The 18,767-nt window shown below is 46.8% G+C and carries 15 protein-coding genes; 7 read left to right on the plus strand and 8 right to left on the minus strand.

The window, feature by feature from the left end; genetic code table 11:
* Nucleotides 1-77 precede the first annotated feature (77 nt).
* Nucleotides 78-977: an alpha/beta hydrolase gene (locus ACCI49_RS20030; protein ID WP_371840972.1), complete on the minus strand. Its 900-nt coding sequence runs from the start codon at nt 975-977 to the stop codon at nt 78-80.
* 1,076 nt (nt 978-2,053) lie between these two features.
* Between ACCI49_RS20030 and ACCI49_RS20035 the strand changes: the two genes are divergently transcribed.
* Nucleotides 2,054-3,307 (plus strand): S41 family peptidase, encoded by a 1,254-nt coding sequence (locus tag ACCI49_RS20035; RefSeq protein ID WP_371840974.1) that lies wholly within the window; start codon nt 2,054-2,056, stop codon nt 3,305-3,307.
* Between the two features lie 141 nt (nt 3,308-3,448).
* On the opposite strand, the gene ACCI49_RS20040 is transcribed toward ACCI49_RS20035, so the two are convergent.
* The 4 genes from ACCI49_RS20040 to ACCI49_RS20055 all read right to left on the minus strand — a co-directional run bounded on the left by ACCI49_RS20040 (nt 3,449) and on the right by ACCI49_RS20055 (nt 6,463).
* Complete coding sequence (locus ACCI49_RS20040; RefSeq protein WP_371840975.1) at nt 3,449-3,631, minus strand: hypothetical protein; 183 nt, start codon at nt 3,629-3,631, stop codon at nt 3,449-3,451.
* A 32-nt stretch (nt 3,632-3,663) separates the two neighbouring features.
* Nucleotides 3,664-4,812 (minus strand): alpha/beta hydrolase, encoded by a 1,149-nt coding sequence (locus ACCI49_RS20045; RefSeq protein WP_371840976.1) that lies wholly within the window; start codon nt 4,810-4,812, stop codon nt 3,664-3,666.
* 623 nt (nt 4,813-5,435) lie between these two features.
* Nucleotides 5,436-5,903 carry an OsmC family protein gene (locus ACCI49_RS20050; RefSeq protein WP_371840977.1) on the minus strand — a complete coding sequence of 156 codons (468 nt, stop codon included), beginning with the start codon at nt 5,901-5,903 and terminating at the stop codon, nt 5,436-5,438.
* 215 nt (nt 5,904-6,118) lie between these two features.
* Nucleotides 6,119-6,463 carry a 4a-hydroxytetrahydrobiopterin dehydratase gene (locus tag ACCI49_RS20055; protein WP_371840978.1) on the minus strand — a complete coding sequence of 115 codons (345 nt, stop codon included), beginning with the start codon at nt 6,461-6,463 and terminating at the stop codon, nt 6,119-6,121.
* A 259-nt stretch (nt 6,464-6,722) separates the two neighbouring features.
* Between ACCI49_RS20055 and ACCI49_RS20060 the strand changes: the two genes are divergently transcribed.
* Nucleotides 6,723-8,546: a DUF885 domain-containing protein gene (locus ACCI49_RS20060; protein ID WP_371840979.1), complete on the plus strand. Its 1,824-nt coding sequence runs from the start codon at nt 6,723-6,725 to the stop codon at nt 8,544-8,546.
* Between the two features lie 38 nt (nt 8,547-8,584).
* On the opposite strand, the gene ACCI49_RS20065 is transcribed toward ACCI49_RS20060, so the two are convergent.
* Nucleotides 8,585-9,271, minus strand: a complete 687-nt coding sequence (locus tag ACCI49_RS20065) for a sterol desaturase family protein (RefSeq protein ID WP_371840980.1) — start codon at nt 9,269-9,271, stop codon at nt 8,585-8,587.
* A 120-nt stretch (nt 9,272-9,391) separates the two neighbouring features.
* Between ACCI49_RS20065 and ACCI49_RS20070 the strand changes: the two genes are divergently transcribed.
* Entirely contained in the window at nt 9,392-10,309 is a 918-nt protein-coding gene (locus ACCI49_RS20070; protein ID WP_371840981.1) for a LysR substrate-binding domain-containing protein, read from the plus strand.
* A gap of 46 nt (nt 10,310-10,355) precedes the next feature.
* Nucleotides 10,356-10,571: a DUF3955 domain-containing protein gene (locus ACCI49_RS20075; protein ID WP_371840983.1), complete on the plus strand. Its 216-nt coding sequence runs from the start codon at nt 10,356-10,358 to the stop codon at nt 10,569-10,571.
* Between the two features lie 62 nt (nt 10,572-10,633).
* Here ACCI49_RS20075 and ACCI49_RS20080 read toward each other — a convergent pair whose 3' ends face one another.
* Together ACCI49_RS20080 and ACCI49_RS20085 are read right to left on the minus strand one after the other, a co-directional pair.
* A complete protein-coding gene (locus ACCI49_RS20080; RefSeq protein WP_371840984.1) occupies nt 10,634-12,142 on the minus strand; it encodes a fumarate hydratase in 1,509 nt (502 codons plus the stop codon).
* A gap of 152 nt (nt 12,143-12,294) precedes the next feature.
* On the minus strand, nt 12,295-13,050 hold the full coding sequence (locus ACCI49_RS20085; RefSeq protein ID WP_371840985.1) for a hypothetical protein: 756 nt from the start codon (nt 13,048-13,050) through the stop codon (nt 12,295-12,297).
* Nucleotides 13,051-13,382: 332 nt separating this feature from the next.
* Between ACCI49_RS20085 and ACCI49_RS20090 the strand changes: the two genes are divergently transcribed.
* The 3 genes from ACCI49_RS20090 (at nt 13,383) to ACCI49_RS20100 (ending at nt 18,590) form a co-directional block, all read left to right on the plus strand.
* Nucleotides 13,383-13,964, plus strand: a complete 582-nt coding sequence (locus ACCI49_RS20090; RefSeq protein WP_371840986.1) for a superoxide dismutase — start codon at nt 13,383-13,385, stop codon at nt 13,962-13,964.
* A 454-nt stretch (nt 13,965-14,418) separates the two neighbouring features.
* Complete coding sequence (locus ACCI49_RS20095) at nt 14,419-16,299, plus strand: DUF885 domain-containing protein (RefSeq protein WP_371840987.1); 1,881 nt, start codon at nt 14,419-14,421, stop codon at nt 16,297-16,299.
* 404 nt (nt 16,300-16,703) lie between these two features.
* On the plus strand, nt 16,704-18,590 hold the full coding sequence (locus ACCI49_RS20100; protein WP_371840988.1) for a DUF885 domain-containing protein: 1,887 nt from the start codon (nt 16,704-16,706) through the stop codon (nt 18,588-18,590).
* The last annotated feature ends 177 nt before the right edge of the window (nt 18,591-18,767 follow it).

The following is an 18,767-nucleotide window of genomic DNA, read 5'->3' on the forward strand; positions in this document are numbered from 1 at the left end:
AGTTCGGCGTTTCTCTTCCTGCGCGGAAGCGGGTAATTTTCTTGCATCAATAATATCCATTTGGGTATTATACAGAACTATAGAGCCACCGGGTTAATAATATCAATGGCAGAGCGAAATCTGGCTTGATCATCAAGCATATAACCATCAAATAAAGATCTAAGCGCTCTATAAAAGCTAATTACGGGCATTGTGTGATGATTTTCCTCGCCTCCATATATCACTGAGTCGACATATAATCCAGCTTTAGGCCTCGAGTTCAGCAGCTCAATAAACTCTGCAACATAGTTTTCTTTAGGGTATACACCCGTTACTCTCTCAGATGTAGCTACAAACAGCCTGCGTTTATCGAGTGGTTTACCTCGTAGAAATTCAGTATACCTCTTCAGCATAACCTGTTCATCCCACCACATACTTGGGTCAATCGCTATATAAGCATTAAACATCTCTGGGGATGAATACAAGCTTTGAATAACTGGAAGCCCAGTAAATGAATAGCCCGCAAGGATTTGATATCCAGATGTCGGGTATTCCTGATTTATCTCAGCAACGAGTTCCCTGTTTAAGAATTTGAGAAACTGCTCAGCTCCTCCAGAAACATTTAAAGCTTCATTTCGTTGCCCACCATATTCAATCAGTGATTTAGTAGGTGAGCTGTCCCTGACGCGTTCTTGGCTGACTATACCAACAACAATCATTTCAGGGATGATGGGGGTCGCATCCGAGCTCATTTGTCTGACCATGCCAGTAAATACATGAAAAAAGCTATTTAAGTCTGCATCAAAAAAGTACAGCACTGGATATTTTTTATATCCGTCCTCCTGAAAAGAAGCCGGAAGTGATACCCAGTACTCTCTCTTCTCACCCAGAACTTCAGATACAATCGTTCTGCGCTTACCTATAGTAATCTCACTGGATTGAAGACCGGTGCTCCAAATAAGTAAAAATATAATAATCAAATATTTACTTTTTACCATAAGCCCTCTTTTCCCGACCACCGTCGGCTTTCACTCTTAAACTTCTATACACGCAATACCATCCCCATGGACGGCCAAACAATTCACTTTGCCCCAAAAGGACAATTGCTTTCTTGATGACCAGTGCGGCCTTCAACAATAACATGGAAACTATTCACACACAGTTTCCTCCCTATTATTCTTATCATGGCAACAACATTCTGCAGTCTGATGCCGGTGATCTTTGAGCCCTCGATACAGACGAGCTTTATGATCCCTATGGCATTATCACTTGGCAACTGAATTCTTACGGCAACCGCAATTTCGCTGTTGTTGGTACCCCACTTACTTTTGGCTGTTTGCTTTTCTTCAGAATGGGCCTTTTTTTAATTTCCGAATTGGGATTGAAAAGAGATGGATTTTTTGTTGAGGAGGACTTTTTTCCATTTCATTACCTTTTTGGTTTGGAAATGTTTGGTATGTGCTTGCTCCTATTACTTGTCAAACTGATCAAACAGATAGCGATTAGAGTATTTATGATACCTGTCAAGGCGACCCTATTGGAGGTGTGGTGGTGGATATATCTGGTTGATTTTTTGTCACTAAATGATGTACTGGCCGGAGTGATGATATCACTGTAAGTAGATAATAATATAATGTGTTATGGAGTGTAATAACAATCCGAGTGAAGAAATCAATATTCTTGCTTGGCCCAATGGCATTGAGCTAATTTATTTTGCTATTATCGGACGGTAGATGCCAACTTGCTTGCCGGTGAAGTCTAGGTGCATGCTGCTCATTCGAGTGCAGTAGCGCTATTTTCTGGGAGAGAGCACTCATGAGACCGATATGTCGGTAAATCCAGTACCAGTGATTCAAAGCTATTTAACTCAATCCCAAACATTGCCCAGCTGGTCGGTGGGCCTCTTATGGATGCCGAAGGGTTCGCCATATCACTGATATGGACTGCTCAACCATACCGATAAAAACGAGAAGATTCGTGCAGCGGTGGGTATGTTTAGCAAAAGCGTATCAAATGGATAAACCACTGTTTCAGTGGGTAAAATATCAGACTTAGTTATTTTTAAGGAAGAAAAGTGAGATCAATAAGATTTTTACTAAAATTTGTAGCTGCATCTTGGACATTTAGCACTGCGACTGCTCTACCTGAGTCAGATATAGATGACTGGATCGAGGATATCGATTACTTTCAGCAAGAACTACAGAAGAAACACATCAACCTTTATCACTCTATTTCGGAAAAGCAGCTCACTGAGGAGTTGAGTCGATTAAAATCCGATCTGCCAAGCCTTTCTGAGAACCAGCTTCTGGTGGAGATGATGCGTATCAGTCGTCTGATTGATGATGGCCATACCCAGGTAGCTTTTTGGGAAGAGGACATCGGATTTTTTCCATTTCGCTTTGCGACTTTCGCAGGAGAGCTTCGCTTGGTAACCGTTAGTGAGGCCCACCGGCACTTATTGGGCTATAAACTCAAGGCTATAAATGACACCCCCATAGAGGAGGTTATGAGACGCCTCTCTCCTGTAGTTCAAGGGGTTGAGAATGCACATTCACTGAAGGTCAGATTGGCTACCCAAGTAAAAGTTGCACAAATTCTTGATGGCATTGGCATTACCGATGGTACGGAGCGGGCTAACTATACTTTTACCAATGATGCCGGTAATAGCAAGACCGCATCTGTATCTCCTGTATCAATGGAAAAATTCAGCAAACAGCTCACTCACCGGATTTTCCCAAAGCAAATACCATTTGGGTCAAAGAGCATTGTAGATTCTGAGAACCTGTGGATGTCTGCAAATGAAGAAGTGCAGACAGCCTATATTTATTTCCGGAGATATCCAAGCTTTTCTGATATGGAAGATTTCTCTAAGGATATAGAGGATTTCCTGGAGAGGAAGAATATTAAAAACCTGATCATAGATTTTCGGGAAAATGGTGGTGGTGACTTTTTTGTCGGACTGGGAATGGCTTGGAGACTGGTACTCGTCGATAGCCTCGACTGGGATCACGGCATTTATACCTTGATAAGCAACAAAACCTACTCTGCGGCAATGAGCAATGCGGCTCAATATCGCCAACTGCTCAATGCCAAACTGGTGGGCGAACCTACGGGCGGTAATCCGGTTGGCTATCAGGATATGGGCCAGTTCTCCCTCCCCAACTCAGAATGGACTATTACTTATTCCAAACGTAACTATAAATTTCAAGATGCATTCACCGAAGGCGTACAACCGGATGTTCTAATTGAACCAGACTGGCAAAGCTATCAACAGGGAGTGGATAGACCTCTAAGCTGGATCTTAGAAGATATCAAGAAACGGATGTAGTGGAAAAATTCACCAAGTCGCCAGTCAGCCAAGCTAATAAAGCCCCTCCATAGAGGGGCTAGCAGGGAGAATCGAGGGTTGGCTACAGAGGATTACCAAACTGATCAACAGTATCCAGCTGGTCATCATCGCGGAACGGGATCAGACTCTGGATACCCTTGGGGTTGGGTTTAGCGTATCGGGGTCGATGAGGACATTGAGGAAATCCACAATCCAGCCTTGCATATTTGGGGTCAGGATTTTGTCTTCGATATGATTGATCCGGTCGTAGATATCCACCGATAGCGCCAAGCCATTTGGCGCTGGGCGCAATTCTTTGGGCACCTTCTACTGCCTTTCCAAAAATAAAAACCCCGTTAACGCTTTTCTTCCTGCTTTCTCGAAACCTTAGCCTTCAGGGATTCGTTTTGAGAAACAATCTCTCCAAGAAAGATTGATTTTGTTCGCTTAGCAATACCTAATGCTTTCTCGGATGCATTCAGGGCTTTATCCAAATCTCCATTCAAAGAATACGCGGTTGCCAGGCTATCCCAAAGAATCTCAGAAGAATCAAAGGTTTTTACTCCAGACTTTAATATTTCCACTCCCCATTCAGTTTTCCCCTCGTAAGTTGCCTTTAACCCGTATACATTGAACTGATGGACCGATAAAGGAAATAAATAGCCATATTCTGATTCTTTATCCAGATAGAATTTTTGTAACTGCTCTAGAGACATCACATCGACTTCCGGCACTGCATTCCAACCCTCAAAGAGAGCTTGAAGACCCTGACCATTACCAATCAAAGGGGTACTATCATGAGTTTCATTTGGGAATCGTGAGTGGAACCAAGTGATATTATCGGGATTGTTGGTAGTCAGATTGTTTAACATAGCGTCAAATGATATCTTCATTTCATCAGTCTCGCTTGCCATGCTTAAGAACCATCTTACTGGCGGCCTGCCTCTATTTTCGTTATATTTAGCATAATTTCTAACAAGCTCGCTATTATCCCACCATAAGCTTGGACTGATGGAGATGAAGGCATTGAATTCAGAACTCTCACTTAAGGCCAAATAGCTGGTATACAAGCCTGATAGAGAATGGCCTGAAATTAAATTGTAGGGGGCTGTTCGATATTTGCTTGACAACCTTATCAAAAGCTCATCCTGCAAAAATTTTGTGTACAGCTCAGCTTTCCCGGATCTATCCACAAATTTTTCAACTTGTGTATGAGAAAAATACTTCAACCGGTTATTAGCACTAACACCGACTACAATAAGCTCGGGAATAATTGCATAGGTGCTTAAGAATTTTACACTTCCAGCAATATGTTCAAATTGAGTTGATCCGTCCAACACAATTAAAACAGGGTATCGAAATCTCTCTGAATGGTTATATGTATCCGGCAAGGACACTTGAATATTAACATCTTCGTTAAGATACTCAGAAGACAATACGAATCGTTCCGAACCTCCAAATGAAAATTGTGAGACAAACAAAAGAGCTATTAGGACTACTCTCATTAAATTCCCCAATAAAAGATCAATTAAAAAAATTTTACTTAAGCGGAATAGATACATTGTTAATTACTCTACCCCTGAATACACAATATCAACTGGTTGCACTACTAATTATTTTTAACTTGGCTGGCTGCAGACAGTAAATATCTCCACCGGTCACCTGATAAAATACATCCCCTCAGTTTCTGGGCTGCTAAACTTAAAGTCTAATTTCTTGTATACTACTGGGCCAGTAGGAAAGAATACCCTTTTTAGTAAGTCCGGGATATCCGCCATCAAGGTAATATAATTGGAGGGCAGAGCTTCTCGATCCAGATAAGACATGATGTGTTCCATCACAAGCGGTCTCAACCCCTGACCTTGATAAGTTGGGTCAACCGCAATTTCCACGACTTCAAGGTTAAGGGCCCATCACCAAGGCCCCTATCCATAGCAAAAGTGGTTACGTGAATACTATAGAGGCTGTTGAGCAGGCCTTTTTCTGTAGCCTCCTGGCTTTTGGGTGAAAGCCCAGTTACCTACCTGAGATGAAGAAAGTCCTCAATAGAGGCTACTTCCTCAATTATTTTAAACATACAACTTTCTACATGGTCGCTTGTTAGCGCATAACCCTTAAAAATGGATAGTTAAACTTCTTGGACCTCTACTACCACATCCGATTTTACCGAGTTAGCGATAAAACACTCTTTGTGAGACAGGTGGTGAATCTTTTCCAACTGTTCTCGATTAGGCTGTTTGCTTCCGGAAAAACGGATCACGGGACGTAAGGTTACTTTCGTCATCGCTCGTTTACCGTCTTCGTTAGTATCCAGTACACCAATTACTGTATCGCGGTACTCATCGACCACAAAACCGCGTTTAGCTGCGATGGCAAGAAAAAATAGCATATGGCAGCTGGAGAGCGACGCCACAAACGCTTCTTCCGGATCGATATTCTCTGCTTCTGAATAAGGAATTGGTACAATATGGGGGGATGAAGAGGCTGGGACAGACAGACCACCATCGAACTGCCAGGTATGGGCACGGCTGTATTGATTGTCGGTAAAAATCTGGTCGCCACGCTGCCAGACTACCGTGGAAGTGTACTCAGACAAAATCCTTCTCCTTCTATCCAGGGCACACGAGTTAGATTGTCATAGCCTGATAGCCTTCCAATCTTATTTCAGCCATCTTGGCTGTATATGCGGATTCACGAGGCGCGGGAGATAGCCAGCTCGGCACTTCTCTGTATCATCCCATTTCTCCTAACAGGGCCGCATCTGGACTGGTAGAAAGTGAGGGCCACTTGATGTGGCCCAATTGTCGCTGCTTACTCTGTGTCCACTTGCTGATCAGTACGTGCAGCCATAATAAAGTCATTCTTGTGTAAGCCTTTCGCCTCATGGCTCCACCAAGTCACAGTGACTTTGCCCCACTCGGTGAGCAATGCGGGATGATGGCCCACTTCCTCAGCTATGGCGCCCACACGGTTAGTGAATGCCAGGGCCTGTTTGAAGTTGCGGAACTTGAATACGCGCTCCAGCTGCATGATGCCGTCGCGGGTCATCGGGGTCCAATCGGGTATTTGGCGCAACAGTTCTGGGAGTTCGTTGTCGCTAACTAGGGGCGCGTCAGCGCGGCAGGCTTCACATTGTTGTTGAGCTAGTTCGGTCATGAATTTGTCCTCAAAACCTTGTTTATTATCGGCTATTTTACGTGGACTCCACTCTAACCGGGCCCCCTCAATGAAACAAGCGCACACCTAAAAAAGCCATTTTATACGGTTTTCCCATGTCTGAATGGAACAGCATGCTAAAAGCCCTGAGATATGACCCCACTGTAGATGTTTGGTGTCGTCCGGCAAGTATAAAGCTGGTAGATGTGTTAATTTTGAGCAACCTTTGGGTACTGAGTAGCCTCCCGGTAAGGACCCCATGAAAGCCCTTTATCTACTGTTAATATTGATGCCAATCTTTACCCTGACTGCCTGTGGCCCACAGAGCCTGGACAAAAAGCGTATTGTACCGCCAGAAACAGATACACTTGACGAAATGCGTGCCGAGACTGAGCTGGCTTTCCAGCAGCTGAGTGAACAGTTCGTCAACGGGCTCTGGCACCTGTTTCCATCCTGGGCTGTGCGTGAAGGTTACTACGATGTGGCCACACAGATACAGGTACCCGATAAGGCTTATCGTAAGTACCTTTTGGATTTCGCGGAAACCTACAAGGATAAGTTTGCCGCTCTAGATGCAAAGCAGATGACCATCAATGCCCGTACCGACTTGGCATTAATCGAGAATTTTTTAAACCGTTTACAGTGGGAATACACAACCTTCAAATCTTTCGAGTGGGACCCCTCTAATTACAATGTCTCCCACCCTTTTGCCCTGATCCTGAATACCAAGTACGCCCCCCTGGAACAGCGCCTGCGCACCTTTAATACCCGCATGCGACTAGTTCCTGACTATTACCAGGCTGCCATGCGCGCTATTCACAGACCTGCCGCCCCACAACTGGCATTGGCAATCCAGCAAAATGAAGGTGCTTTGGAGATCTTCGGCGAAGAAGTAGAAAAGAAGGTCGCGGGTAGCCAGATGTTTGAAGATGAAAAAGCAGTTTTCCAACAACGCCTCACTGCAACTCGTGAGGCAATCCGGGGCTATGTTTCTTTCTTGAAGAAACTTCAGGCAAAACTGGAAAAATCAGGAAAATTTCGTGATTTTCGTATCGGTGAAAAATTATATGAAGAAAAGTTCCACTTCGATATACAGATAGGTATCAGCGCGGCAGAGCTGTATGAGCGAGCATTGGAAGAAAAAAAACTGGTACACGATAAAATGTCAGAACTAGCCGATAAACTCTGGCCCAAATATTTTCCCAATGTGACCACGCCCTCCGATAAGCAACTCAAGATCACAAAAGTACTGGATAAGCTATCGGAGCACCACGCCAGTAAATACACATTTAAAGCCGCAGTAGAAAAACAGATTCCCCAGTTGGCCGCCTTTGTAATTGAGCGCAATCTGCTCACCCTGGACAAAGAAAAACCCCTGGTGGTACGCACTACTCCGCCTTATTTGCGTGGGTTTGCCGTAGCCTCCATAAATGCACCCGGGCCCTATGACAAGAGTGCCAATACTTACTATAACATTATGCCCATCGCGGAACTTGATGATAAGCAAGCCGAGAGCCTTCTGCGGGAGTACAACAATTACACCATGCAGATCCTCAATATCCACGAGGCTATTCCCGGCCACTATACCCAGCTGGTTTATGCCAACCGGTCTCCCAGCATAATCAAAAATATTCTGGGTAATGCTGCCTTGATTGAAGGCTGGGCGGTCTACGCTGAACGTATGATGCTGGAAGCTGGCTATGGTGCTTTTTCTCCGGAACTCTGGCTAATGTATTACAAGTGGAATCTGCGCACGATCACCAACACCATCCTGGATTACGAAGTACAGGTGAAAGGCCTGAGTGAAGCCAATGCCATGAAATTGATGGTTCGAGATGCTTTTCAACAGCAGGCTGAAGCAGAGGGTAAGTGGCGACGGGCCACCCTGAGCCAAGTACAGTTAGCCAGCTACTTCGCTGGTTACTCCGATATCATCGCCCTGCGTGAAGAGATTAAACAGAAGCTTGGGAAAAACTTTGACCTAAAGACCTTTCACGAGGAGTTCCTCAGTTTTGGTAATGCACCGGTGCCAATCATCCGCGAATTAATGCTGACAAGATTAAAGGAAGAAGGTCAAGGTTAATAGGGACCTATTTTAGAGAAATTACGAAAAAGCAGCTATTAATCACGAAAATCATCAAAGGAATCCAATGGTTCCCAATAGAAAGTACCTAACAAAAGGTCAAATAAAGGAAAAGTTAAGTTGAAGTTATGACTTTTCATTAATCTGCGGTGGTGATGAATTCTGTGTAGATGAGCCAACTCACGAAACATCGGTACCTGATGAAACCAGTGCTTCTTGGGTTGGTGATAGCCAACATGCAAAAGCTCATAAGCCAAGTGATTTAATATCATGGTGGCTGCGACGATGTATCCCATATTGACTGAACCTAGCCTGGATAGGAAAAAACCACAAAGCGGCGCTAGAAAAAAAGCGATAATAGCCGTTAAATAGATTGGAAATAGCACTATACGCCAATCGCGAGTTGACTCAAAAGACAACAATGGTGCAGAAAAGAAACTGTGATGATCTCCAGTATGCCGCTTGTAAAATAGTTTGGTAAACCTCAGTTTTTTGTGCCCAGCCCAGCGGTGAGTGACATACTCTACAGCGTTGTAAGCAAGAATTCCCAGTGGAATTACCAAAAGTTCCCCCCACTTTAGTTCGCTTATCTGCAGCATACAGTAGATAGCAACCGTTAGGCTGATCAGAAGAACGCTTCCCAGGTGAAACCAGCCATTATAGCGGCTCTGGATATAGGCTCTATATTGCTCTCTGAAAACCGCCGTATTGTGCATATTCGACATATCTCACCTCTATTTTTATAGTGTTTAAGGTGTTCTCAACCTATTGACGCTCAATATAATTAGAGACATTATGTAGCGTCTAATAAATAATTATTAAATACATTATTCTCCAGGCTGATAATGTCAACGCATCTTAGATCGCTGGATTTAAATCTGCTCCCCGTGTTCGATGCGCTAATGATTGAGCGAAATCTGACCAGAGCTGCAGTAAAACTGCATATGAGCCAACCCGCTGTCAGTGCCGCACTCAAACGGTTGAGAGCTACCTATGAAGATGAGCTTTTTATACGGACCGCAAAGGGGTTGCGCCCCACTGAACGCGCACTAATACTACACCCCTCTATTCACCAAGCACTCAACGCAGTGCGTTCTGGCTTCCAGCAAACGCCTTTTGATTACCGGAAAGCAGAGCAGGAGTTCTCCATCGTTATGCCCGATGTGGTGGAAACCCTGATGATCCCCGGCTTCTGCGAATGGCTTCGAGAATATGCACCCGGCATCACGCTTACTGTACTCCCCGATGAGTCCGAAATGACGGCCAGAATGGTGAGCAATGGCGAGGTAGACTTGATTATTGACTATCTACCTGTCGATTCCCCCAGCTATGTTAGCCAGCCGATCGCGGAAGAAGAGCTCGTGATTATTGTCGGCAAACACAATAAAAAAGTAACTAACACCATCAGCGAAAAGAATTTCCAATCGTTGCCACAAGTGTCCCTGTTAAGGGGAACCCCTATGGGCTCTCCGATGGAAAGGCTAGCCAGGCCCAAGAAGTTACATCGCAATATTTGTTTACGAGTCCCGCACCTCTCTTCTTTTCCCTATATCGTTTCCACTACCGACCTAATAGGTGTTGTACCAGCAAGAATGATGAGTTCAGGCTATTATAAAGAGCTTCCGGTACGTATGCTCAAGCTGCCGATGGCATTCCCAAAGGTATTACTACAGTTGACTTGGCATAAGTCACAGACGGCAAATCCCGCTCATCGCTGGCTAAGGGAGAAAATTCTGGAGCTTTATCCGAATTTAGGTAAGTAGAATACTTTGGTAACAATTAGTAATAAACAGCAAATTTGGGGGACAGGTGTTGCTTAAAATTGGGGGGCTATTGATATTATTGGGGGGACTGTTTCTTCTCGCCTTTCGACTTATTGGCAGCAGCGTGGATTCAGAAGGAATTTTGCATGAGCCATTTGCTCTATTACCTTTGGGCTTTTTGCTTCTTATTACCGGAATAGCCATGATAATAATTGGCCTTGTTCGCCGTAAACGCCACAAGGACAATACCCGGATTCGATAAAACGGCATTCACAAAAAGGCCAGGCGCTTTTCGGGGCCCGGCCTTTTACACCGCAACCTCTCTTAGACGGCACCTTCCTCAATCTTGGCCTTCCAGATCAGCGGTCCGGTAGTATGCACCGACTCGCCTTGACTATCCACAGCTACAGTTACCGGCATATCTTCCACCTCAAACTCGTAGATGGCTTCCATACCCAGCTCCGGGAAGGCAATTACCTTTGAAGCTTTGATCGCCTGGGCCACCAAGTATGCAGCACCGCCTACCGCCATCAGGTATACCGCTTTGTTATCACGGATCGCTTCAATTGCCACTGGGCCGCGCTCTGCCTTACCGATCATCCCTTGCAGGCCGGTCTCTTCAAGCATGGTACGAGTGAACTTGTCCATGCGGGTGGCGGTGGTGGGGCCGGCAGGGCCAACCACTTCGTCACGTACAGGATCTACCGGGCCCACGTAATAGATAAAGCGGCCAGTCAGGTCCACTGGCAGCTTCTCGCCTTTAGCGAGGATATCCACCATTTTCTTATGAGCGGCATCGCGACCAGTAAGCATCTTGCCGTTCAGAAGCAAGGTTTCGCCAGGCTGCCAGCTCTGCACATCCTCTGCAGTAACGGTATCCAAGTTGACACGGCGAGTGTTGCTGCCAGCCTCACGGGTAATTTCTGGCCAGTCTTCCAGCTTTGGCGGAGTTTGGCGTGCGGGGCCGGAACCATCCAAGGTGAAATGTGTGTGACGAGTGGCTGCGCAGTTAGGAATAATCGCTACAGCTTTGTTAGCTGCATGAGTGGGGTAATCCTTGATCTTTACATCCAGGACTGTAGTCAGGCCGCCAAGCCCTTGGGCACCAATTCCCAGCTTATTGACGGAGTCATACAGCTCCAGGCGAAGCTCTTCAGCGCGATTAGAAGCGCCGCACTCTTGCAACTCCTGAATGTCGATAGGGTCGAGCAGCGATTCTTTGGCCAGCAACATGGCTTTCTCGGCGGTGCCACCAATGCCGATACCCAGCATACCGGGCGGGCACCAACCGGCGCCCATCTGCGGCACCATCTTCAGGACCCAGTTCACCACGGAATCAGACGGGTTCAGCATAGCGAACTTGGTCTTGGCTTCACTGCCACCGCCCTTGGCCGCCACGTAAACTTCTACGGTATCACCGGGCACAATTTCGTAGTGAATTACCGCCGGGGTATTATCGCCAGTGTTTTTGCGTGCGCCATCCGGGTCATCCAGGATAGAGGCTCGCAGCACGTTGCTGGCATTCTTATAGGCGCGACGCACACCCTCGTTCACCATATCCGTGACGCTCATTTCAGCGTCCCAGCGCACATTCATGCCCACTTTCAGCTTCACGGTCACAATACCTGTGTCCTGGCAGATAGGGCGATGGCCCTCGGCGCACATACGTGAGTTGATCAGTATCTGTGCCATGGCGTCCTTGGCCGCCGGGTTGACCTCTTTCTCGTAAGCCTTATTCAGGGCCTGAATGAAGTCCTGTGGGTGGTAGTAAGAGATAAATTGCAGCGCGTCGGCCACGCTATCGATCAGATCATCCTGGCGGATAGTGGTCATACCCAACTCCGGTTAACGTCTCAAGGCCGGCGATTCTACACGAAATGTAGGGTTATTGGCCGGTTATTGATTTGGCACAGGGCTTTATTGGTTTGCTGAGGCAATAAAAAAGGGCGAACGCATGGTTCGCCCTTTTTGGAGTTTCGCCACACTTACATGGATGAAGCGGTAGGCTCGCTGGATTGCAGGGATCGAATAGCATCCCGCAGCTGCACCAGATCTTTATTCACCGAGCGGCGGTACGCATCAATGGACTCCACCGCCTCTTCATTTGCACCGACACGCATGGTTAGGTCACTGCGCACAGAGGCCAACTGGCGCTCAAGGCGTGCCAGCTTGTCGGTCATTTCACGCTTACTTTCGATATTACCTTTGCGTAGTTCCGCCAAGGCAGTTTCCACGGAGGCAATTTTCTTCACGCTGGCATCCAGGCCATTCAGCTTGGTACTCAGCGCGGCGACCTGCTTTTTGTTAGCGGCAGCGGCTGTCTTATTCGCGGCAATACTCTTGCGATTAGTATCGTAGGCGACCCCCCAGAGCTTGCGGATCTCTGCGGAGTTCTCCTTGGCCTTGGCGCTCAGGACTTCTACTGAAGCAGTGGACTCCTCATCGGAGAGATTAAAGCGTTTCTCCAGCTCGGCAATGCGGTTTTCCGCATCGGCGATGCGGGCTTCGGCATCGACCAACTGGGTGCGGCCTTCCTGCCACTGCTGGTAGAGAAAGCCGGAAGCGGCTAGTCCGCCCATGGCTAGGACCAGCGCACACAGACCGAGGAAAGAGAAACCGCCGCGGCGCTCCTCAACAATTACCTGCGGTTCAGCTGTCGGCTCCCGCGGCTCCCGTGACCTGGGGGCCAGTGTTGGTTCAATGGCGGCACTGCCGTCCAGTGTGGGCTCTCTGCGTTGCATCTATCAATACACCCGGTAACTTTGTCTTGTAGGATCAATGCTGGTCGGTTTGGCATTGCCCGGCCAGCAGCAGGGGTTCCAATACTATGGGACAATAAAACCGAGACAGATTCGTCGAATTCTGCGGCATTTATACCAAAAATTGACGAAAAAGTAATCGGTCACTGGTAAGAATAGACGACAGTCGCACACTGATATCAATACTCTCTGCCCCCTTGAGTTCTGGGAAATCGTCCCAAATTCCCCTATTCCATTGCGTCGGCTTAATTCTGGCATACGGCGCGTGTAGAATGCTCTCACCAATAACCCCAAAACAAAGGAAGGAAGACACCATGGCTTTCGAATTGCCCGAACTCCCCTATGCGATGAATGCCCTGGCCCCACATATCTCCGAAGAGACCCTGGAGTACCATTACGGCAAACACCACAAAACTTATGTAGACAAGCTGAACGGCCTGCTGGAAGGCACTGCTGATGCAGACAAACCCCTGGAAGAAGTAATCAAGTCCTCTTCTGGTGGAGTGTTCAATAATGCAGCCCAGGTGTGGAATCACACTTTCTACTGGAACTGCCTGAGCCCCAATGGCGGTGGCGAAGCTACTGGCGCAATTGCCGAAGCAATCAACGCCGCTTTCGGCAGCTTTGACAAGTTCAAAGAAGAGTTCACCACCAGTGCAGTGAATAACTTCGGCTCCGGCTGGACTTGGCTCGTAAAAAAGGCTGACGGCTCAGTCGCTATCGTAAACACCTCCAACGCAGCTACCCCACTGACTGAAGAGGGTGTCACTCCCCTGCTGACCTGCGATGTATGGGAGCACGCTTACTATATCGATTACCGCAACCTGCGCCCTAAGTACATGGAAGCCTTCTGGAAGCTAGTGAACTGGGAATTCGTAAACCAGAACTTCGCTTAATTGCGAAACGACCATAAAAGCGAGCCCCGCGCCTAACGCCAGTCAGTTAAGTTAGCTGACTGGCGTTTTCTTTTTAAGGGCATAGCGCTGTAGTCGCCTTTTTACAATGATTGGGGCTTAGGCTTCCGCCGTAATGGCAACACAAAAGCCGGGGCAGTCTCGGTCACTGCCTTAATCACTTTCCGGAAATTTCCTCGCGGTGGTCAACTCTTTTGACCACTGCCCTTTGAGCATCCCAGCATTCCTTCTGGCCAAGTTTAGCGGCACCCCAGTAACAACCTATTAGTCAAAGGAATACTACCTCTGGCCAAAAGCCACACAAGTGCGCACAATACCTACTGAACTGCGCTGCGGATTCTGTGCAACAGGCATTCTCTGCAGCAATGAAAACCTAGAGAATGCCACTTGAGTGGCACAAAGTAGCAACGAATATCCGAACACTGGGAAACTACTCATGAAGTTGAAACCAACCCTGATCGCAGCCGCCATTAGCGCACTTGTTATCAGCGGCTGTGACCGCAGCGCCCCAAATACGGCGGAAACAAGTGTGGCCGCCACTCCTACTGCGGAAAGCAAAGCCTCCCAAGACAGCACTGCCAAGGTTAGCCAGGAAGCCATTAAGCAGGTTAACCAGATGTTCGAGGACTTCTTCCAGGAGCATTTGTCCCGCAGCCCAGAATTCAAAACCTTCCTGGGTAAAAAAGAGGACTACGATAAGTGGAATGACCTCTCCCCGGAATTTGAGAAAGAAACCCTGGAAATCGATAAGCGTCAACTCGCCGAGCTGAACAAAATCGACTCCAGCACCCTGGACGATGACACCCGCTTGAGCCTGCGTCTCGCCAAGCGCAATCTGGAGCAGGACATTGAGGGCTACAAGTGGCGCAACCACGGCTATCCCGTCAACCAAATGTACGCTACCCACACGAGTGCGGCCTCCTTGTTGATCAGCCAGCACCGTATCGACGATGTCAGTGATGCTGAGGCCTACATCGCCCGCCTGAACGGTCTGCCTCAGTATTTTGCCCAACTGGAAGAGAACCTGAAGGAAAATGCCAAGGCCGGCACCATTGTGCCAAAATTCGTATTTCCTTACGTGATCAGCGATTCAAAGAACCTGATCAGCGGTGCACCTTTTGACAATGAAAAAGACAGCCCACTATTTGCTGATTTCAAAGGCAAAGTGGAAAAGCTGGAAATTACCGATGAGCAGAAAAAAAACCTGATCGACAAAGCCAGCACCGCATTGAAAGAGAGTGCAGGCCCGGCTTACGAAAAACTAATCAGCTACCTACAGGAACTTGAGAAAAAAGCCACCACCGACGACGGTGCCTGGAAACTGGCTGACGGTGAAGACTTCTACAAATTCCGCCTGGGAGTGTACACTACCACCGACATGAGCGCCGACGAGATTCACCAAACTGGCCTCAAGGAAGTAGCGCGAATCCACGATGAAATGCGTGAGATTATGCGCAAAGTAGGCTTCGAAGGTAACCTGCAGGAATTCTTCGAATTCATGCGCACCGACAAGCAGTTCTACTACCCCACAACTGAAGAAGGTAAAGCGGAATACTTGGAAAAAGCCACCGCTATTATCGATACTATGAAAGGCCGCCTAGACGAGCTGTTTATCACTAAGCCCAAGGCTGACCTGGATGTAAGAGCTGTAGAGCCTTTCCGTGAGAAATCCGCTGGCAAAGCCTTCTACCAGCGTCCAGCTCCAGACGGCTCACGACCGGGTATCTACTACGCCAACCTATACAAAATGGAAGATATGCCCACCTATCAAATGGAAGCACTGGCTTATCACGAGGGCATACCTGGCCATCATATGCAGCTTTCCATCGCCCAGGAACTTCAGGATATTCCGAAATTCCGCAAATACGGCGGCTACACCGCCTACACCGAGGGCTGGGGTCTCTACTCCGAGCTAGTACCAAAAGAACTCGGCTTCTATGAAGATCCCTACTCTGATTTTGGCCGCCTCGCGATGGAACTGTGGCGTGCGGGCCGCCTGGTTGTAGATACCGGTCTCCATGCCAAGAAGTGGACCCGCGAAGAAGCGATCAATTACCTGGTAGAAAATACCCCCAACCCCAAAGGTGATGTGGTTAAAGCTATTGAGCGCTATATCGTCATGCCAGGCCAGGCAACCGCTTACAAAATCGGTATGCTGAAGATTGTTGAGCTGCGCGAGAAAGCCAAAGCTGAACTGGGTAACAAGTTCGATGTACGCGGTTTCCACGACACTATTCTAGCTAATGGTGCGGTGCCATTGGATGTTCTAGAAGAGCTGGTAGCCGAATGGGTATCCAGTGTGAAAGAAAAGCAGTAACTGGTAAAACTGACTTAGCAGGCATACTACGAGGCCGTTAAGTCTGTTCTGATACTGACATAAGAAGAAACCCGGAGTCTTTAGCTGAGACTCCGGGTTTTTTGTTAAGGGGCCAATGAACCCTTCTCAATCTTGATTGCATCACATACTCGCGCATACAGACATTCGCTGCCTAGCTGATATGGGCCAAATAATTCAATTCCAAAATCCTCTTTTCACAGTAGCACCCATAAACTTTTCCCATCATCAAGGTCATCCCTCGCTATAACCGATTCAAGTCGTCCCAGCACTTTCTGACAAGCTGCGTAAATCTTACTTGGTACATAGCGCCTGCAAAAACAATCCTAAAAGACATAAAAGAATGATAAAAAAGCTGCAACTACTCAAATATAAGGAATATACCCGTGAAGCTAAAAATAACTCTAATTGCAGCGGCAATAAACTCACTGGTTATCGCTGGTTGTGACAATGGGGCAAATAATACGAATGGACAAAAAGTGGCTGCTCCTGCAGAAAGCAACATCAGTCAGGCTACTGTTACCAATTCAAACGAAGTAAGCCTAGAGGCCATTAAACGAACCAACCAGCTATTTGAAGAGTTTTTTCAGGAAAACCTTGAACGAACTCCGGAGCTCAAAACCAGACTGGGCAAAAAAGAAGACTATGATCAATGGAATGACCTCTCGCCCGAGTTTGCCAAAGAAACACAGAAAATCAAAAAGCGTCAACTAGCCGAACTGAACAAAATTGATTCCAGCACCTTAGACGACACCACCCGTCTGAACCTACGCCTAGCAAAACGCGACTGGCAACAAGATATCAATAACTACAAGTGGCGCCATCACGGCTATCCTCTCAACCAGGTATTTGCTACCCATACTAATGCGGCATCCCTTTTGATTAGTATGCATCGCATTGACAGCGTGAGTGATGCGGAAGCGTATATCGCTCGCCTGAATAGAATACCCAAGTACTTTACCCAGGTGGAAGAAAATCTGAAAGCAAGTGCAAAAATCGGCACCATTGTACCCAAGTTTGTACTCCCCTACCTAATCAGTGATTCCCAGAATCTAATTAATGGCATACCTTTTAATGGCAAAAAAGACAGCCCTCTATTTGCCGACTTTAAAAGCAAAGTAGAAAAACTGGAAATTACCGAGAAGCAGAGAAAAACACTTATTGAAAAGTCGAGTATAGCTCTCAAGGAAAGTGTCGAACCAGCTTACAAAAAACTAATCAGCTTCTTACAAGATCTCGAGAAAAAATCTACATCCGACGATGGGGTCTGGAAATTGGCCGATGGTGAAAATTTCTATAAATCTCTCCTATCTTTTTATACCTCTACAAACTTGTCGGCCGATGAAATCCATCAAATCGGCCTCAGTGAAATTGAACGTATTCACAGTGAAATGCGAAAAATCACACATGAGGTGAACTTCAAAGGTGGCCTTAGGGAGTTCTTTGAGTTTATACGTACGGATAAACAATTCTATTATCCAACGACCAAGGAAGGAAAAGCGGAATACCTGAAAAGAGCCTCCGCTATAATTGAGAATATGAATGGCCGCTTGGACGAGCTATTCATTACCAAACCCAAGGCTGAATTGGATGTAAGGGCTGTAGAGCCCTTCCGCGAGAAGTCCACCACTATAGCTTTCTATCAAAATGCAGCTCCAGATGGCTCTCGCCCGGGTATTTACTACTCTAATCTTTATAACATGAATGATATGCCCATTTATCAGATCGAAGCATTGGCTTACCATGAGGGTATACCAGGACACCATATGCAAACGTCTATCGCCCAAGAGATTCCAGGTATCCCAAAGTTCCGTGCGCACGGTCACTACACCGCTTATACAGAGGGCTGGGGACTCTATTCAGAGCTGGTACCAAAAGAAATGGGGCTCTATGAAGACCCTTACTCCGACTTCGGCCGTCTGACAATGGAGTTATGGCGTGCAGGCCGTCTGGTAGTCGACACAGGTATCCATGCCAAGAAGTGGACCCGTGAACAAGCAATCAAATACCTTGAGGAAAACACACCACATCCCAAAGGGAATATAGTCAAAGAAGTAGAACGCTATATCGTGCTACCTGGACAAGCTACCGCCTATAAGATCGGTATGCTGAAAATATTAGAATTACGTGAAAAAGCAAAATCCGAATTAGGCGACCAATTTGATCTACGTGTGTTTCATGACACAATTCTAGCCAATGGTCCAGTATCACTAGATGTATTGGAGAGTTTAGTGGAGGATTGGATCGTTAGCGAAAGAGCAAAAGCTAAGTAGAAATTAGGAAGGTCGCCATTAGCGCCCTTCCTATTAAATGGATTAGTTCAGACCAAATCTGACACATCCTCTTGAAAAAGAGGGGTTTACCAGTTTTGATGAAGGTGCCTAAATCTAAAAGCAAAACCAAGGATAAACCCCATGATCCATACTAATGATCGCATCATCAAACACAAG

It is taken from the genome of Microbulbifer epialgicus (genome assembly GCF_041447265.1).
GTDB classification, from domain to species: Bacteria; Pseudomonadota; Gammaproteobacteria; order Pseudomonadales; family Cellvibrionaceae; genus Microbulbifer; species Microbulbifer epialgicus.

What these genes read in the sequence shown, in the direction of transcription:
- ACCI49_RS20030 (WP_371840972.1), bottom strand. Translation starts at nt 977, where the DNA reads ATGGTAAAAAGTAAATATTTGATTATTATATTTTTACTTATTTGGAGC.
- ACCI49_RS20045 (WP_371840976.1), bottom strand. Translation starts at nt 4,812, where the DNA reads ATGAGAGTAGTCCTAATAGCTCTTTTGTTTGTCTCACAATTTTCATTT.
- ACCI49_RS20055 (WP_371840978.1), bottom strand. Translation starts at nt 6,463, where the DNA reads ATGACCGAACTAGCTCAACAACAATGTGAAGCCTGCCGCGCTGACGCG.
- ACCI49_RS20060 (WP_371840979.1), top strand. Translation starts at nt 6,723, where the DNA reads ATGAAAGCCCTTTATCTACTGTTAATATTGATGCCAATCTTTACCCTG.
- ACCI49_RS20065 (WP_371840980.1), bottom strand. Translation starts at nt 9,271, where the DNA reads ATGTCGAATATGCACAATACGGCGGTTTTCAGAGAGCAATATAGAGCC.
- ACCI49_RS20070 (WP_371840981.1), top strand. Translation starts at nt 9,392, where the DNA reads ATGTCAACGCATCTTAGATCGCTGGATTTAAATCTGCTCCCCGTGTTC.
- ACCI49_RS20080 (WP_371840984.1), bottom strand. Translation starts at nt 12,142, where the DNA reads ATGACCACTATCCGCCAGGATGATCTGATCGATAGCGTGGCCGACGCG.
- ACCI49_RS20085 (WP_371840985.1), bottom strand. Translation starts at nt 13,050, where the DNA reads ATGCAACGCAGAGAGCCCACACTGGACGGCAGTGCCGCCATTGAACCA.
- ACCI49_RS20090 (WP_371840986.1), top strand. Translation starts at nt 13,383, where the DNA reads ATGGCTTTCGAATTGCCCGAACTCCCCTATGCGATGAATGCCCTGGCC.
- ACCI49_RS20095 (WP_371840987.1), top strand. Translation starts at nt 14,419, where the DNA reads ATGAAGTTGAAACCAACCCTGATCGCAGCCGCCATTAGCGCACTTGTT.